Source organism: Olivibacter sp. SDN3, assembly GCF_014334135.1.
Classification (GTDB): Bacteria; Bacteroidota; Bacteroidia; order Sphingobacteriales; family Sphingobacteriaceae; genus Olivibacter.
In genome coordinates this window covers 3,854,754-3,870,583 of record NZ_CP060497.1, presented here as the reverse complement: position 1 = coordinate 3,870,583, position 15,830 = coordinate 3,854,754, and the positions used below count along the sequence as shown (strand labels likewise).

General features: G+C 40.1%; 15 protein-coding genes. 4 read left to right on the top strand and 11 right to left on the bottom strand.

Annotation, left to right across the window (positions count from 1 at the left end; all coding sequences use genetic code 11):
• Positions 1 to 259 precede the first annotated feature (259 nt).
• On the top strand, positions 260 to 592 hold the full coding sequence (locus H8S90_RS16030; protein ID WP_187338859.1) for a hypothetical protein: 333 nt from the start codon (positions 260 to 262) through the stop codon (positions 590 to 592).
• Between the two features lie 130 nt (positions 593 to 722).
• Here the strand turns inward: H8S90_RS16030 and H8S90_RS16025 are convergent, their stop codons facing one another.
• Together H8S90_RS16025 and H8S90_RS16020 are read right to left on the bottom strand one after the other, a co-directional pair.
• The gene (locus H8S90_RS16025) at positions 723 to 2,408 is read right to left on the bottom strand and encodes a RagB/SusD family nutrient uptake outer membrane protein (protein ID WP_255501630.1); all 1,686 of its coding nucleotides are present in this window, start codon (positions 2,406 to 2,408) and stop codon (positions 723 to 725) included.
• Between the two features lies 1 nt (position 2,409).
• Entirely contained in the window at positions 2,410 to 5,508 is a 3,099-nt protein-coding gene (locus H8S90_RS16020) for a TonB-dependent receptor (RefSeq protein ID WP_255501629.1), read from the bottom strand.
• Positions 5,509 to 5,937: 429 nt separating this feature from the next.
• Here H8S90_RS16020 and H8S90_RS16015 point away from each other — a divergent pair, with 429 nt between their 5' ends.
• Positions 5,938 to 6,744: an HAEPLYID family protein gene (locus tag H8S90_RS16015; RefSeq protein WP_222852115.1), complete on the top strand. Its 807-nt coding sequence runs from the start codon at positions 5,938 to 5,940 to the stop codon at positions 6,742 to 6,744.
• 33 nt (positions 6,745 to 6,777) lie between these two features.
• On the opposite strand, the gene H8S90_RS16010 is transcribed toward H8S90_RS16015, so the two are convergent.
• Positions 6,778 to 7,323, bottom strand: a complete 546-nt coding sequence (locus tag H8S90_RS16010) for an SRPBCC family protein (protein ID WP_187338857.1) — start codon at positions 7,321 to 7,323, stop codon at positions 6,778 to 6,780.
• 246 nt (positions 7,324 to 7,569) lie between these two features.
• On the opposite strand from H8S90_RS16010, the gene H8S90_RS16005 reads away from it, so the two are divergent.
• Positions 7,570 to 8,355, top strand: a complete 786-nt coding sequence (locus tag H8S90_RS16005) for an SDR family oxidoreductase (protein WP_187338856.1) — start codon at positions 7,570 to 7,572, stop codon at positions 8,353 to 8,355.
• Between the two features lie 12 nt (positions 8,356 to 8,367).
• Here H8S90_RS16005 and H8S90_RS16000 read toward each other — a convergent pair whose 3' ends face one another.
• Genes H8S90_RS16000 through H8S90_RS15985 form a run of 4 tightly spaced genes read right to left on the bottom strand, consistent with a single transcriptional unit; the run spans position 8,368 to position 11,466 of the window.
• Entirely contained in the window at positions 8,368 to 9,198 is an 831-nt protein-coding gene (locus H8S90_RS16000) for a family 16 glycosylhydrolase (protein ID WP_255501628.1), read from the bottom strand.
• Between the two features lie 30 nt (positions 9,199 to 9,228).
• A complete protein-coding gene (locus tag H8S90_RS15995; RefSeq protein WP_187338855.1) occupies positions 9,229 to 9,612 on the bottom strand; it encodes a DUF3037 domain-containing protein in 384 nt (127 codons plus the stop codon).
• Positions 9,599 to 10,372 (bottom strand): HipA family kinase, encoded by a 774-nt coding sequence (locus tag H8S90_RS15990; RefSeq protein WP_187338854.1) that lies wholly within the window; start codon positions 10,370 to 10,372, stop codon positions 9,599 to 9,601. The genes H8S90_RS15995 and H8S90_RS15990 overlap by 14 nt, the downstream gene beginning before the upstream one ends.
• 2 nt (positions 10,373 to 10,374) lie before the next feature.
• Positions 10,375 to 11,466 carry a glycoside hydrolase family 18 protein gene (locus H8S90_RS15985; RefSeq protein ID WP_187338853.1) on the bottom strand — a complete coding sequence of 364 codons (1,092 nt, stop codon included), beginning with the start codon at positions 11,464 to 11,466 and terminating at the stop codon, positions 10,375 to 10,377.
• Between the two features lie 363 nt (positions 11,467 to 11,829).
• Here H8S90_RS15985 and H8S90_RS15980 point away from each other — a divergent pair, with 363 nt between their 5' ends.
• On the top strand, positions 11,830 to 12,141 hold the full coding sequence (locus H8S90_RS15980) for a GNAT family N-acetyltransferase (protein WP_187338852.1): 312 nt from the start codon (positions 11,830 to 11,832) through the stop codon (positions 12,139 to 12,141).
• Between the two features lie 125 nt (positions 12,142 to 12,266).
• On the opposite strand, the gene H8S90_RS15975 is transcribed toward H8S90_RS15980, so the two are convergent.
• From H8S90_RS15975 to H8S90_RS15960, 4 genes are read right to left on the bottom strand one after another with little or no spacing between them, the layout of a single operon-like run.
• Positions 12,267 to 12,968, bottom strand: coding sequence for an HAD family hydrolase (locus H8S90_RS15975; protein ID WP_187338851.1), 702 nt, complete (start codon positions 12,966 to 12,968; stop codon positions 12,267 to 12,269).
• A gap of 8 nt (positions 12,969 to 12,976) precedes the next feature.
• Positions 12,977 to 14,014 carry a lysylphosphatidylglycerol synthase transmembrane domain-containing protein gene (locus H8S90_RS15970; RefSeq protein ID WP_187338850.1) on the bottom strand — a complete coding sequence of 346 codons (1,038 nt, stop codon included), beginning with the start codon at positions 14,012 to 14,014 and terminating at the stop codon, positions 12,977 to 12,979.
• Positions 14,015 to 14,959 (bottom strand): CDP-alcohol phosphatidyltransferase family protein, encoded by a 945-nt coding sequence (locus H8S90_RS15965; RefSeq protein ID WP_187338849.1) that lies wholly within the window; start codon positions 14,957 to 14,959, stop codon positions 14,015 to 14,017.
• The gene (locus tag H8S90_RS15960) at positions 14,931 to 15,830 is read right to left on the bottom strand and encodes a hypothetical protein (protein WP_187338848.1); all 900 of its coding nucleotides are present in this window, start codon (positions 15,828 to 15,830) and stop codon (positions 14,931 to 14,933) included. The genes H8S90_RS15965 and H8S90_RS15960 overlap by 29 nt, the downstream gene beginning before the upstream one ends.

Below are 15,830 nucleotides of genomic sequence, written 5' to 3'. Positions count from 1 at the left end.
CAGAACCTCAAGCTTATCAGGCACTATATTAATTAAATAATGTAAAGAGATAGCTCTACAACCTTAATCCGTCAGTATTATTCTAAGCAATTCCGTAACGATGCAACCTAACCTGTCTCCTATCTACACCCTCATTCTTTTTTCATTATTTTTGTTATCCTGTAGTGAAAACAACAATAGACAGAGAAAGGACGATATCCTTATAGGAAAATGGAAAAGCTTATCATTTAAAACTGAAATCTTTAATAACGGGCAGCTAATGGAATCGTTTGAATTAGCGTCTGATGAGCGGAATTTCAGTATAATGGATTTTAAGTCAAATGGTGAATTCATTTCTTCTGGACAGTTTACCATTCATCAACAAGGTACAGATCATCCAATCGTGATGGACGATCAAAGGGGTACCTATTTCACATCAAATGACACCATATTTGCTAAGGTTTTGGGGTTGCAAAATGAAATGATCATGAAATACAGATACACAAACAATAAATTAATTCTTCAATCGGAACCCATGATTCTGCCTGAGCATAGCAAGTTCACCGCCAATCAGACCTTCATCACCATCAGTACCTATATAAAAAGCGATTGATGTTCTTTATCGCATCGTACATCTATTGTCACAAACCGGGTCATAAAACGAGAACTGGCCTTTCTTGTTGTATTCCCGACAGCGGTTGTCAAATAGACGCTATCGGGAATACAATCAATGTATAATAAAATTAGTTATAACCGGGGTTTTGCGGGAAACTACTAGTGCCTCCTTCTGTGCGGTCAATCTGGTCTTGCGGAATAGGTCGTAGCACATGATGTTCCCGAATATTGTTTCCGCCATCCGGATTATACTGTTGTACTCGGTCGACCAACTGGTGCGTTCTCACCAAATCATACCAACGAAGCTGCTCACCCAGTAATTCTCTTCCACGCTCTTCAAGAATGAAATCAATCGTTAATTGACTGGCGTCAATTAACATTGCTTGGCGATGTGTTTCATCTTCAGCCTCATCAAGACCATTATAAGCCGCTCTGGCACGAACCATATTTATATATTCGACGGCCTTGTCCATATTACCACTATACATAAACGCTTCAGCTGCAATCAGACATGTCTCCGCCAAGCGGAAAGCTAAAAAGTCTCTTGACCCCTGCTCGTAATTCATATCAGGCCTTTCGGGGTCTAAAAACTTTGTTAATGTGGGGTATAATCTTTGCGTATAATTACTAGGCTCTATTACCAAAAAATTCTTGGAAGCTCTGACTTCAGGGTCTAACTGATAACCAGGCAACCAAACAGCGGTATCTCCTAATTGATAGGTTACTTGCTTATTATTGACATTATAAGTTCCCGGGCGGCTGCAATAAAAGACATCCTTAAAGCTTTTTTTATACCTTGTGTCATTAACACGATCTTCGAAAAGGATTTCTAGGGTATAATCTGTTGGCATAAAACGTTTCCAAGGCTGCCCGTCCGTTACGTTTCGATTCATACCCGGCAATATGTCGTATTCCATGAGGAAATACCGATGTGCTGCATTTCCTGTACCATCAGCGTCAGCATTGGCGCCATTTGTAATAGCATTTCTAGTATACTGAACAGCCCATATGACTTCCTCGCTGCGTTCACCAGTCCCTTGCTCAAAAACCGAGGCAAAATCATCTAGAAGACGGAAGTTGTAATTATTGATCACCTGTTCTGCCAGTGCTGCCGCATCCGCGTAATCACTATCCTGAGCTGCCTCGGAGCTGGCTCTAGTAAGTAAAACACGTGCCAATAAATGTTCAGCGGCAGGCTTCGTGGCCCTTCCATAGTCGTTTTGCGTATCTGGAAGATTTGCTATAGCCGTACGTAAGTCGTCTTCGATAAGTTGATAAACTTCTGCAACAGGTGTTCTAGAAGCTTCCGTTGTAGCTTCTGTCGTACCGGTTGTTGTAAGATGCACCGCCCCGAACTGTTGTACCAAGGTAAAATAATAATAAGCGCGCAGAAACATCAATTCGCTTGTTCTTACATTTTTTTGTTCTTCTGGCAGCCCTTCAACATCCGCAGATCGATCGATGACCGTGTTACAGGTATTGATTCCAATGTAAAGGTCATTCCATAGGTTCCCCACAAAATCAACACGTGGATCAAATTGTGAAGTATATTCGTTAATAAACTTATAAGAGCCATCAGAACCCATCGTGTAGGTATCTGTTCCGAATACGGTTAATGTCATTCCCATTTCATTAGCATGGAAGGTACGTAAGGTAGAATACGCAGCTCTGACCCCATCCTCAAATCCCTCTGGAGTAGATATATATTCGTCACTCACCTGCGAGCGTATTTCTTCATCCAACATGCGTTTACAAGAACCAAATATTCCTACACATAATGTTATGAAGCCTATCAATATTTTCTTATTCATCATTCTAAAATTTAACGTTCAAACCAAATAACCATGTTCTGGAAGGCGGGGTATCTACCGGCAAATTTTCATTATCGGCGTTAAAGTCAATTCCCTCGGGGTCTATTCCCTGATGCTGATTAATATAAGGAGAGAAAATCAGCGGCTGCTGCGCCGTCACGTATAAACGTAACGACTGCGCACCAATCTTTGCCGCCCAGCGTTCAGGAAAGTTATAGCCGAGATTAATATTTCTTATTTTAACAAAAGAACCACTAAAGTAAGCCATAGACGTGCTATAAACAGGTCTTTCCTGATTCATATTAGGCCGTGGGTAAGCGTTCGTTGGATTATCAGGTGTCCAGTAATCCACGTTTAAGTTGTTATACCTCCCGAACAGCGTGTTATGCGCTTCATGGAACGTACTGTAAATCATATTTCCGAAGTTAAAGTATAAAAATACGGAAAGGTCAAAGCCATGATAGGCAAATCTATTCGTCAAACCTCCGGTAAGTGTTGGCCTATTGTTACCTAAGATTACACGATCATTATCATTAATCACACCATCTTCGTTCTGATCCCTAATTTTCAATTCACCGGGCACTCTTCCATAACTGGCCGCTTCTTCCGCTTCGTGACTTTGCCAAATACCGATTTTTTCGAAGTCATAGTACACCTGAATAGGTTGACCAATAAACCATCGGTTACCTACATCATCCTGTGTACCCCCGTACAATTCCAAAATACTTTCCCTATTGGTGGCAAAATTCAAGTCGGTAGACCAACTGAAACCATTCTCGTCTTTAGGCTGTATATTGATGGATGACAAGCTGAATTCGAACCCTGTATTCTTGGTAGAACCCACGTTCTCCATTATGGAACCAAAGCCACTGGTAAACGGAAGTTGCCGCTCCATTAGAAGGTCCCGCGTGGTTTGTATATAGAATTCTGCTGCTCCAGATAAACGTCCACCCCATAGCGCATAATCAAACCCCGCATTAAATTGTGAAGTCGTTTCCCACTTCAGATTATCATTCCGAAGTTGGTTAGGCCGAAATCCGAAACCTGCTGCTTCATCAAAAGCATAAAATGTTCGCTGCAACAAGCCTTGGGTACCGTATGGATCGATCCCCGTATTTCCTGTTTCCCCATAAGTAGCCCGTAATTTCAAGAGATCAAACACACCATTGTCCTGCATAAAAGATTCGTTGCTTATGTTCCAGCCCAGGGCTACTGAAGGGAAAAAACCATAGCGGTGATTTCTGCCGAAACGGGAAGAACCGTCTACACGTGCCGTTAAGGTGGCTAGAAACCGATCGTCGAAAACATAATTTACTCTTCCCATATAGGATATGATATCCCAACGATTAAAATCACTACCGGTAGCCAAAATTTCTTCGGCAGCGCCAAAATTAAAATACCGCATCTGTTCAACCGGTATGCCCCTGACACTAATATTGGTGGCTTCCTGCTGTCGATGCTGTAAACCCTGTAATGCCGTGATCTCCAATGCGTGTTTATCCTGAAACACCTTATTGTATTTCAGGATATTTTCTAAGGTATAGTTAAATACCAGGTCTTCTTCTCCTTGTGCGGCTGCAGTACCTCCCAATCGGGCGTTTGTGAACTTACCTTGAAAATTCCCGGTACGACTATGAATCAGATCCGGACCGAAATTCAATCGGTAAGTTAAGCCTTCAGCAATTTTTACTTCACCATATATACTGGTAAACAGCCGCATCCGACGATTTTTGTTAACTAATGCGTCAGGAACCAATTCACTTAAAGGGTTGCTTCTTAAACCATCGGTTGTTGGCAAGAATATAAGTCCGCCATTTTCATCATAGGGTACGCCTAAAGGGTTTTCCAGCAATGTATCATCATAAGGGTTCAAGTTCTGGCCATCCCTGATGCTATAATTTCCGAGTATAGAAGTACCGATACGTATACGATCACTGATATCATGATCGAGATTCACCCGCATGGCATAGCGATTAAATTCCTGAATTGGTATTATACCTTTATCCTTCATATAGTTAAAAGACACGTTGAACCGTGTTTTTTCGGAACCTCCAAGGACGCTTAGCGAGTGATTTTGCGCATGCCCCGTCTCCAGCATTAAATCCTGGTAATTGGTACTTCTACCTTGTGCTATAGAGGCCAGCTCTACGGGATCAAACAGACCTGGAGTATTTTGATCGGCATTGGGGTCACTATCATCGTATTGGCCAGCCGCTCTTCTAGACTCCCGTTTATATTCCGCGAACTGCTCTCCATTCATCATATCGATTTTATTATACGCCTGGGAAAACCCGAACCAATTATCGTAACTGACCGTTGTTTTTCCCGGTGTACCTCTCCTAGTGGAGACGATGATCACACCATTAGCTCCTCTTGAACCATAAATAGCCGTAGCAGACGCGTCTTTGAGCACTTCCATTGACGCAATGTCTTGTGGCGGGATATCTTCGAGGCCTCCTGTTATGGGGATACCATCAATTACAAATAGCGGGTCATTACCAGCTGAAAAAGACCTATTGCCCCTAACACGTACAGTTGCGGCGCCACCGGGTTTATTATTGGTATTTGTAACGAAAACACCTGCGGCACGCCCCTGCAATGCCTGTGATGGCTGCGTTACCGGTACTTCAGCAATTTCTCTGGAGCTCACTGAAGATACAGCTCCTGTTACATCCTGCCTTCGCTGGGTACCATACCCAACGACCACCACTTCATCAAGCGACGTTTCTTCATCGGGTTTAAGAGTAATGACAACTTCAGTACTGAGGTCTTTGCCGGCAAGCGGATATTCACTAGGCTCATAACCAATATAGGAAACCACTAATACATCGGCGTCAGAGGCCGACTCTATCGCAAATATCCCATCATCGTTTGTAGAAACACTCGTGGTAGTACCTTTAATCGATACTGTTGCACCTCCTAAAGGTTGTTTATTTTCATCCGTCACCCTTCCCCTAATCTCTTGTGCTTGCGCAGATATCACTGCGATATTTCCTACAGTAAATGAGGTTTCGGAGCTGAATGTTGGCAATGGATGAAGCAATGGTGATGAAAGCAAAATAAACGGCAACACATACTTCTTTACTTTTCTTTTGGATATCATTCTCATCAATTTAAGTTAATGTTAAATACTGGTTAGATAGCTCGTTAGTCGTTGTGATGAATCAACGAAAACGATGATTGGCAAAACAGTTTTTTAGTTATTGTTTATAACATAGATAACAGAACAATAATAGCAATATGATTTCTTAAAAGGGCGGGCTCCCTCTTTTTTTTTTACGAAAACGTTATAGTAATACCTTGAAATAAATATCTATAATAGATTCATACACAATATATTACCACGGTAATATACCGTATAACATGAAACTGGCATTTCTTTCTTCCCTAAATTGCCAGACCATGAATGGTGCGACGACCTTTGATATAGCATTCTGCAACATTAGAATTCTCTAATAATAGCAGTTATTTTTCCACATATCAAGGTGCTACCTTATTTTTGTCAACTTATCATATGTGAGCATGCTGTATTGTGAGAATTAAAAATATAATCATCCAGACTTTCTTGCCCTGTATACCTTTTTTTGCGATTGCACAGCAAAAAGAACGACCTAAAATAGAGCACGCCGAACCGCTTTATATTGATCTTATTAGAGATTTAGGTGCAAGAAAGGGTGAAAAGGAATGGAACTTTGCTTTTGGACTGACTGACAAAAGAAAATATGACAATTATCAAGCATTGGTTGAATACGAATTTGCTCCCGCAGACCGGTTAGGTTTAGAATTTGAAGTACCCGTGACCTTTTATACCGCGGCAGCAGATAGGAGCAGTGGGCGTTCATCGAAAATTGAAAGCTTCAAAAGTGCTATACAATGGACATTTTTAGTATCCGAGAAATATCAGTCTAGTTTTGCCCTTGGCTATATCAATGAAATACTGTTAACTGATTTTGATAATTACGGTAAAGAGCCACTTGTAAGTGGTAATCTGTTTAATCCGTTTCTGGTAATGGCTAAACGTTTGGGCGCTCAATTTCATAGTCTCGTGTATACCGGACCTAGAATAGAACGAGCATTCCGCTCTCCTGCTTGGAACACAAGTTTTGAAATCAATACCAGTTTTCATTACATGGTTCCCAATACCAGAAATTTCGTCGGCATTGAATTCAACAAAGACATTGATAATGAGAAATTTAATCTCGTAGCTAGGCCCCAGATGCGTGTAAGTATTGCAGATAATTTATTGATAGGTATTGTAACAGGTGTTCCATTAATGAAAGAAGAAGAAAAGTTAAGCAGCTTTTTGCGGCTCATATGGGAACCAGGGCACCGTCATTGACATATCTTTCTTCTCGTCGTACGGAAAATCACACTATATATCATTTTCGAGTACATTTTTTAATTTGTCGAGACTCGTTTGTAGATCATCTCCAATGATCTCATCCATATCCATAAACAATAACATCACATTCATCGGATAGGGCATTTTACCATTAAAACCCCATTTTATCAGGGTTTGGTTGTTTGTTGCAGATGTTGTTGTCATGTATACCGGGGCTGATGATTCCATAGGCTCTTTAAAACGGATCTCACAATCAACCCGCTCTCCTTCTACGATCTTTTTAATTTCCTGCTCTCCTTTTCCGGCACCTTGATCGTCACTTTCCCAAGCATAAATAAAACCTTCAGTTCCATCTGTGCCTTGATATGTTTTTTTCATATCCGGATCCATCTGGTTCCATTTACTATAGTTATCTTGATTTTTTATGTACTTAATATAATCAAAGACCTCCTGTCGAGGTTTATTGACCACTACTTCACGTTCAACAGCATACTCCTTCTTAACAAATAATGCTGTAATAAGTACAACTACGACAATCCCTAAGATTGTAAATAGGATAAATTTTAGTATTTTCATCTTGATGGCTATTTTCGATACGGCTTGCATTTACCATACTCCGCATCATTAATTACGCTGCTTTTCTTGTTTTCGTCAGTTAAATGCATTTCTAGTTGCTGTTAGGAAAACAAGTTTTTATTATAATTGGTTTTTACGTTAGTTTAATACCTTATGCTAACTTTACATTATTACTTTGGGTTAAATTTACAAAAAGCGCTGCAAAAATTTTAATAAAAAATATCTAGGCTTTTAAATTCAGAAGTTATGAACATTTCACTAAAAGAAAAAAATGCCATCATTTGCGGCAGTACTCAAGGGATTGGACTTGCAACTGCCCTTGAGCTAGCTAGCATGGGCGCTAATTGTTTATTAATTGCACGAAACGAGCAAAGGTTGAAAGAAATTATCAACCAACTGCCAAATGACCTTTCACAACAACACGATTACGCCGTAGCAGATTTCACCGACTTGATGGCTGTTAATGGTGTTATCCAAACGATCGTACAAGATACAAACATCAGTATACTAGTTAACAACACGGGCGGCCCTGCTCCAAGCGAAATGTCCAATACACCGTTTATGGCATTTGAAGAAGCATTTAAACAGCATCTATTATGTAATCATATTTTAGCCACTGCCGTACTTCCGGGCATGAAAAAACTAAATTATGGCCGAATTATTAATGTTATCTCTACATCTGTCAAAACACCATTGCCAAATCTCGGCGTGTCTAACACCATTAGGGCAGCCGTTGCATCGTGGGCGAAAAGTCTTTCGAATGAAGTGGGGAAATACAATATTACTGTAAATAATGTACTTCCCGGATCAATTGATACAACCCGCTTACATAGTCTTATTCAGGCGTCGGCCACCGCTCAGGGAACAGATGTTACAGAGATACAAAAGGAAATGACCAATATCATACCGATGAGGCGATTTGGATCAGCAGCAGAAATAGCTAATGTAATTGCTTTTTTAGCTTCCCCTGCAGCTTCTTATATGAACGGAGTAAGCATACCGGTAGATGGTGGAAGAACTCCCGCTATTTAATGAAGTGCGCCGCTAGTTGAGTGTATAATACCTCACATAATCTATTTGCATGGTAGCAGGAAAGACATCCTCGTCTATCCCTTGTTGACCTCCCCAGTTCCCGCCAACGGCAATATTCATCAATAGATGAAAGGATTGATCAAAAGGCCACTCCGCATAGCCCATATTACTGTTTTCAAATCGGTAAAATTGCTGACCATCTAACAGAAAGTCAATAAATCGCTCGTTCCACACGATGGTATAGACATGAAAAATATTGTAAGGATCTTCTACAGCAATTCCACAGGTTTTTTCCGTACCGATTATATGATTGAATCGGTCGGTATGTACACTACCATATACGGTATCCGGTTTAAACCCCACATGTTCCATGATATCAATTTCTCCGCTCTTAGGCCATCCACCATACTTCCGATCAGTAGGCAACATCCAGATGGCGGGCCACAACCCTCTTCCCTTTGGTAACTTTGCACGCACCTCAAGCTTTCCATATTTCATATCCACTTTGTTTTTGGTAACCAGCCTGGCCGAGGTATAGGGACGATTCTCCAGCTTTTTCTTTTGCGCTCGTAGTAACAACACACCGTCTTGTATCTTCGCATTAAATGTATCGGCTGCGGTATAATGCTGTAATTCATTGTTTCCCCAACCATGCCCACCAATATCGTAAGACCAAAAGTTACTGTCTGGTAAACCGTTAACATTAAACTCATCTGCCCATTGCAGCTTCCATATTGGCGCTTTCTGTTTCGACACGAGTGGTACGTAAGGTTTTTCAGCCATTAGCCAAAAACCGCCACATAATAATAACATAAATATTATAAGCGTATATCTCTTTTTCATTGGCTTCCTTTTATGACAGGACAGAATAATTTATAAAACCTGTTCGTTAAACAATTTTATAAGCGTATTTTCGGGATGCACACATAAACCAGGATGTACCTTAGACGTTTGCACAATCGTACTTCTAGTAGCCGTTAGCCAGCGAAAGCGATCGGCTAAGGGCAGCAGACCAATCGGTTCGGCAGTTTTCCCACCTTCGCAAATACGCTGAAAAGCATGTAGATGTTCTTTTATTTCGGATACATCTAAATCCTTACTGAAAATTTTCAGACGCGCTTCATCCAGCTCGAAAGATACTTTTAGGAATTTAAGTTTGCGGCAATAAAGAACCACTCCAACATTTAGAAACTCTTCTCGTTCTACACGCGGTACCACACGAATAACAGCATATTCAAATACACTATTCGTTTGCATCTCGCACTCCTTTCATCAAAACTTCTACATGCAATATACGCGTTGTCAGGAAGCTAATATATGCCTTCCGGTGCTCAGCTGCCGATTCAAACGGCGAATCGTGCATTAACCATTCATCTGGAATAAGCTGAACGATATCGTTGATAATTGCTTCACTCAACATTTCCTTACAGCTTTTATCTGCTGCTTCTACCTGAGTTGCCCACGGTAATAGTACGTGATCTTTAATTTGTACAAATTTTTTGTTTGCCTGTGTTTCCCAGTTTTGCCACGAATGATGAAAATACAGAGAGGCGCCATGATCAATAAGCCACAACTCCTTATGCCATAATAACATATTGGTATTTCGTGCTGTACGATCCACATTCATCAATAGATAGTCTAACCAAACAATCTTGGAAGCAATCAAAGGGTCTATAGAAACCACCAAGGGATCGAAAGTAATTGCACCCGATAAATAGTGAAGCCCAAGATTTAGCCCTACACTACCTTTCAACAGGTCCTGAATCTCCTCATCGGGTTCTGTCTGACCGAATTCATTCTCGAGGTTAGCAAATACAATTTCGGGAACTTTTAAACCCAAGGCACGGGCTAACTCGCCTCCTAACAATTCAGCAATCAACGCTTTCACTCCTTGCCCGGCTCCTCTGAACTTCAATACATATAAAAAATCATCATCCCCCTCTACAATGGCGGGCATAGACCCGCCTTCACGCAGAGGGGTAATATAACGGATAACATTTATTTTCCTTAACGGCATATTTATTGGTTTACTACGTTATCTATAGTCTGAAGCAGCCCTTCTTTTGGCGTGTCCAGAGTCAATTCCCAAAACATAATACCTCCTAATTTTTTATCCAACGCATATTTCGCCTTTTCTTCAACAGACTTGGGATCGTCACCCGTAGCGAACTGATTTAGCTTTTTATTGTACCAATAGGGTGCCTGCCCTTTATCATCCCAAAAATATTCCCATCCATTAGCTGATGTAAGGTTAGCGGTGTAAGAGCGAAAGTTATATCCTTTTGTATGCTCCCCTTTCTGATATAAGCCATTATTCGTAGCCGGAACATCTTTCCATACACGTGTGTAGAAAGCAGCACCTATTACTAATTTCTCTGACGGGATGCCAAGATTTAACAAGTAATTTACTGCTCTATCTGTTGATTCATCTTCAGGCCTTGTACCATACAAGGGAGTATGGTGCCCGGTAACCGTTGCGTACCCGTTCACCAAATCATAACTCATAATATTTACACGGTCCAGCAAAGGCATGATTTTCTCCCATTCTACCGACTCATCCAGGAACTTTTGAAACCCACCTGCTGCAAAACTCAGTTCATTTTCATCTCCGAGAACATGGCGAAGCTCACTTACCAAAGAGGTAAAATTCTGTTTATCCTGCGGTTGATAAAGGTGCCCAGGATGCCCTTCTATAGTTGGATATTCCCAGTCGAGATCAATGCCATCTGTGCCGAAATAGCTATTTATGTCTTTTACTGACTGTGCGAATATCTTCCTCCCCTCAGGGGTGGAAAAAGCCTCCGAACAAGGAGCGCAGCCACCCCATCCACCAAGTGACAGCATCACTTTCAACCTTGGATGTTGTTGCTTTAAAGCTACTAACTTTTCAATGGTTGCCGTATCCCTCGCATTATCAACATACAATTTATTGTCTTTTAGATGGCAGAAGCTAAAGATGATGTGTGTAAGTTTGTCGACTTCATATTCATTAATCTGTTCTCCATCGCCCATGTAATAAGCTATCACAGAAAAATTCTCGGCCTGCGCAATGGAATTGTGCTTCAAAAAGAGAATAAAAAGTAGCGTAAATGTAAGTTTTAGTGATTTCATTTTATTTATTTGTACGGTTTGTAAGCCTTTAAAGGTAGTAATTATCTCGAATTTATTGACAGCTATGCAGACTATTCTGTATTGCGTGTATCGCCAAGGACAGGCGCTGGCTTATCGTCGCGTTATACGAAAACAAAAAGATGTTACTTATTGGCAAACTAGTCAAGCCCCAACTTTGTTAAGGATTTAAGCAGATATTTAAAGCTAAACTGGCTTCAATAAACGTATGCCTTTCACCTGTGGGGCTGGGTCAGGTTATTGTAGAATGGAAGTCTTAGCATTTTGGTTTCATCAATTAAACCTTTAAATTGCATATACATTTGAAAAGCTTTTAACACACCTTCAGCATCTGATTAAATCGTCATGAAAGAAGAATTTAAGCCATTAAAACTCATGAAGAACGAAGCTAAACATCGTTTTGAAATGGAGGTCGATAACCTACAAACCTTTATTGACTATAAAGAGCGAAACGATAAAATTTTTCTAATACATACTGAGGATCCCGAAGAGCTAGAAGGACGAGGGGTTGCAACTGCGATTATTGAAAAAGCGCTCACCCATATTGAAGATAAGGGGTATAAACTAGTGGCGCTATGCCCGATGGTTGTTGCTTACATTAGACGTCATCCAGAATGGAAACGTATATTGGCTCTTCAACAGAATGATATCATATAAAAATAATTATTATTTCAAACGTAGAAAAGATCATCGAAGAAAGACCTGCTGATATTGGCAATTTTTTAGTAGGACGACTACAGCCCTTTACCTTTAAAGGCAAAAGGATAGTTGGACCGAACGGGCTATAAAGCAATCAGTGCCGCGGGAATTTGATCAAAATCTGTTATTTGAATATCGGCAGCTGTTGTTTCCGCTTCATTGAAGTCTTCTTCAATCCCTTCTACATTTATCCAAATTGTTTGACAACCTATTGCCTTACCCGGAACGATATCTTTTTTAAAAGAATCACCAACCACCACACAATCTTGTGCTAAAAGGCCTATGCGTTCGACGCCCAGTTGATAGATTTCTGGGTTAGGTTTACGTACGCCTACCACAGCAGATTCTACAATATCACTAAAATAGTGTATGATATTTAAATCATTTAGTACAGCATGGATATTTCCATAAAAATTAGAGACAAGTACAAGGGGGTATCGTTCGGCAAGTACTTCTAAAATAGGCTTTGCATGATTTATTGTTTTAAGTACTAACTCCATACAAATAGAAGCAATTTCGTCTATTTTATCCTGGTATTGCTCATCCAGTTTCAAAAAATCGAACTGTTTCGCTATTTTTAACCGCAGTACGTCGTCAAATGTATGAAAAGGCTTAATAATAGGCTGAATAGCTAGTGATCTTTCGCCATGTGCGTAGGCAAGTAAAAACTGTTCTTTTTCAACGTCCAATTTAGTGTTCTTATACGCTTCCCATATCACATTTGCCCAATGCCTCCCATTAGTATCTATTGTTCCACCGTAATCAATTAAAACACCTTTTACCATATTCTTTATTAAATCTCTGTATTCGTTTCAATTTTTTCCACCTGTTCTGCAGTTTTTAAAGCAGGCTTAGCTAGTTTCATTAAAAAAAGTCCGATAATAATCCAGACCAATTCCCTTATCCGCATAATAATACCAATGAAAATCCCTGCAGCACCTGGCATCCCAACGCTCTTTAAAGCTAAAGCAAGCCCTCCTTCCCGTGTGCCTAACTGCATCGGAAAGAAAAAAATCAGATTGGCAAATAAAGAGGAGCCGGAACTTACAATAAGCGACTGTACAACGGACATATTTAAATCAATGGCTCTTGCCGTACAGTATATTTCAATACATCCCACCACACGTGCTATAAATTCAAAACTGAGTGATTGCCAAAAGCGACCCCTGCGTTTTGCATAAAGTTCAGTAATCTGGTGATCAATTTCGCGTAAGCTATCCTGTCTTTCTGCAACAAAAGACCCAACTTTCTTTTTTAATCCGGGAATTTTCGCCAGCGCTTTAAATATACTTAAAGTAAAACCTTTTTTGTAAATCCTACCAAACCAATAACATAAAACAACGCCGGTAATAAACATGACGGAGCATCCTGTTATCATTATGGTATTAGCAGGAACATAAAGCAATATCAGGATAATGGAGGCTAACCAAAAAATCACATGGGAGAACATGTGCATGAGGCTATACAGGAGTACCGAGGAACTTGCCTTCTGAACACCTAAACGGGGTTTGAGTTCCATAATCCTGTAAGGTTCTCCGCCCAAGGCTACAAACGGAGTAATATAATTGATGACATACCCCGTTATCGTCAGCTTCAGCACCGACAGGAAAGGTAAATTGCTCGCCGGAATGGTCGGCTCTTGAATAATCGCTTTAAAAGCAATGGCATTTAATATATAAATTATGAGCCAGCTGCCGATAACCGGTAAAAACCACCAACCGGTTTTTTTTATATTCTCCCAGATGACATCCACGCCCAAGGCATACACCATGTAACACAATGTGGTCATGCCTATGACAAAAAAAAGAACCTTATATATTTTGCTTGCCATCTAAGCTTTATATTCGTTGATACGATTATAAAAATGAGTACTAACTTTCTCCTGTCTATTACACATGTATATAAGAATGGGATTCAGAATAAACAAATCAAAGAAGAAGTATATCCAAGCATAATCAATGATCAACCATAGAAAAAGAAAAATTACCCGTGTGTTAAATTGAACGATATTGGTGTATTTCATTAAGGGCTTGTTCTGCTCTCTAAAGTCTTTTATGAGACTGGCCGGTAAGCCATTGCTAAAATCGGCGCGGATAACCTCCAAAAGCCGCTGTAATTTTGGAGAAAAACGCTCCTGCATTTTTGTATAATTCAGATAACCTTTCAAGACAAACTTCATCCAAGCATTGTTTGACCAAGTTAACCGATCGTACTCTGCCTGCAAATCTTTACTATTGTCGAGCTCACTACCGCTGGTACCCTTAATAAAAAACAAATGCACATTTCGGTAGTAGTCAGCCATGGCAGATTGTACCATATGTGAAACTCCCGCAAGTATACCTAATACCCATATTGCTGCAGACCAACCTTCGTTCATAGAACGCAAACAGATAGCAATATGGATAGATGCAAACCAAAAATCGCCTGCAAAACCATCTAAAATTCTACCGAATCTACTCTTATTATTTGTTAAACGTGCCAGCTGCCCATCTGCGCTATCCAAAGAATTGGCAAACATCAACGAAAGCATTCCTATAAAGTTAATAGATAATGAAGGGTAATAGAAGAGAATACCTGCCGCCACGCCAAAGAAAATGCTGATGATGGTAACTGCATTGGGTGTCAACCCAACTTTCTGGCAAAATAAAGCTATGCGAAGCCCTATCGGACGATAAAAATATATATCGATCTTTTCTTCAGTGTCGTTGGATTTTAGAGAATTTTCAAAAACAGTTTTATCAGCTGCTTTACTGTTTTTCGCGTGCAATGATTCCATCAGTCTTATACTCAAATTTCTTTAATAGTAATTGTGCTATATACGGAGCCGCTGTATCTCTACAGGGAGCAAAACTAGGCCAATCATTCAGATCAATAATGTGTATGTTGCCTGCTTTATCGACGATGGCATCTCCACCAAACACATAAACATCTAAAACCTCCGCAGCATTTAAAGCAACCTGCCTCAAATATGCTTCATCAAAATTATTGTAAACTAAATTACCGTTGAACTGCTCATAATGCTCATATTTATGATGATTGTGCTCATATGGATAAAACCAATAGAAGAAATCCGTATCTCGCACACCATAAAATTTAACGAGGTCGCCGATCAAATGTTCGGAAAGAACTGCATCTGGAATTTCTCTCAGTGCATATTCTCTCAAAATTTCTTTCCCTTCCTGTCTAGAAGAAGCAAAAGTTACATCTTCTTTATGAATAGCATGAAAATCACCTCGTTTAATCCACACCCCTAACTCAGAAAATCCATCAAATAAATTATCCTCAACTTTATCTGTAGATACAATCTTGCTTTTAGGGTATGGTATCTGGTGTTGAATCAACAAACTAGTCATATTTGTACGGAAACAATTCTCCACCCCAAAACCAGAATTAACTACAGGCACTCCGTCCCGTTCTAGTTGTTGAAGTTTCTTGACGGCATCTTTATTACGTGCCATGGAAACAATACCCATGCTTTTGGTGACATCGGCTCCAGATAAAAACGTTTCCTCGTTTAAAATAGTCACTTTGCAGCCCTCTTCCCTGAGTGCCTGCATAGTTAACTGAAATATAGCTTCATCATTGCCAATGTGGTTCGGAGAAAAAGTTTTTCCCCTTTGGATTCCTATAATCTCTATATTTTTCAC

Excerpts from the sequence above, each read along its gene's own strand:
- H8S90_RS16030 (WP_187338859.1), top strand. The coding sequence starts at position 260 with ATGGAATCGTTTGAATTAGCGTCTGATGAGCGGAATTTCAGTATAATG.
- H8S90_RS16025 (WP_255501630.1), bottom strand. The coding sequence starts at position 2,408 with ATGATGAATAAGAAAATATTGATAGGCTTCATAACATTATGTGTAGGA.
- H8S90_RS16020 (WP_255501629.1), bottom strand. The coding sequence starts at position 5,508 with ATGATATCCAAAAGAAAAGTAAAGAAGTATGTGTTGCCGTTTATTTTG.
- H8S90_RS16010 (WP_187338857.1), bottom strand. The coding sequence starts at position 7,323 with ATGAAAATACTAAAATTTATCCTATTTACAATCTTAGGGATTGTCGTA.
- H8S90_RS16005 (WP_187338856.1), top strand. The coding sequence starts at position 7,570 with ATGAACATTTCACTAAAAGAAAAAAATGCCATCATTTGCGGCAGTACT.
- H8S90_RS16000 (WP_255501628.1), bottom strand. The coding sequence starts at position 9,198 with ATGAAAAAGAGATATACGCTTATAATATTTATGTTATTATTATGTGGC.
- H8S90_RS15995 (WP_187338855.1), bottom strand. The coding sequence starts at position 9,612 with ATGCAAACGAATAGTGTATTTGAATATGCTGTTATTCGTGTGGTACCG.
- H8S90_RS15990 (WP_187338854.1), bottom strand. The coding sequence starts at position 10,372 with ATGCCGTTAAGGAAAATAAATGTTATCCGTTATATTACCCCTCTGCGT.
- H8S90_RS15985 (WP_187338853.1), bottom strand. The coding sequence starts at position 11,466 with ATGAAATCACTAAAACTTACATTTACGCTACTTTTTATTCTCTTTTTG.
- H8S90_RS15980 (WP_187338852.1), top strand. The coding sequence starts at position 11,830 with ATGAAAGAAGAATTTAAGCCATTAAAACTCATGAAGAACGAAGCTAAA.
- H8S90_RS15975 (WP_187338851.1), bottom strand. The coding sequence starts at position 12,968 with ATGGTAAAAGGTGTTTTAATTGATTACGGTGGAACAATAGATACTAAT.
- H8S90_RS15970 (WP_187338850.1), bottom strand. The coding sequence starts at position 14,014 with ATGGCAAGCAAAATATATAAGGTTCTTTTTTTTGTCATAGGCATGACC.
- H8S90_RS15965 (WP_187338849.1), bottom strand. The coding sequence starts at position 14,959 with ATGGAATCATTGCACGCGAAAAACAGTAAAGCAGCTGATAAAACTGTT.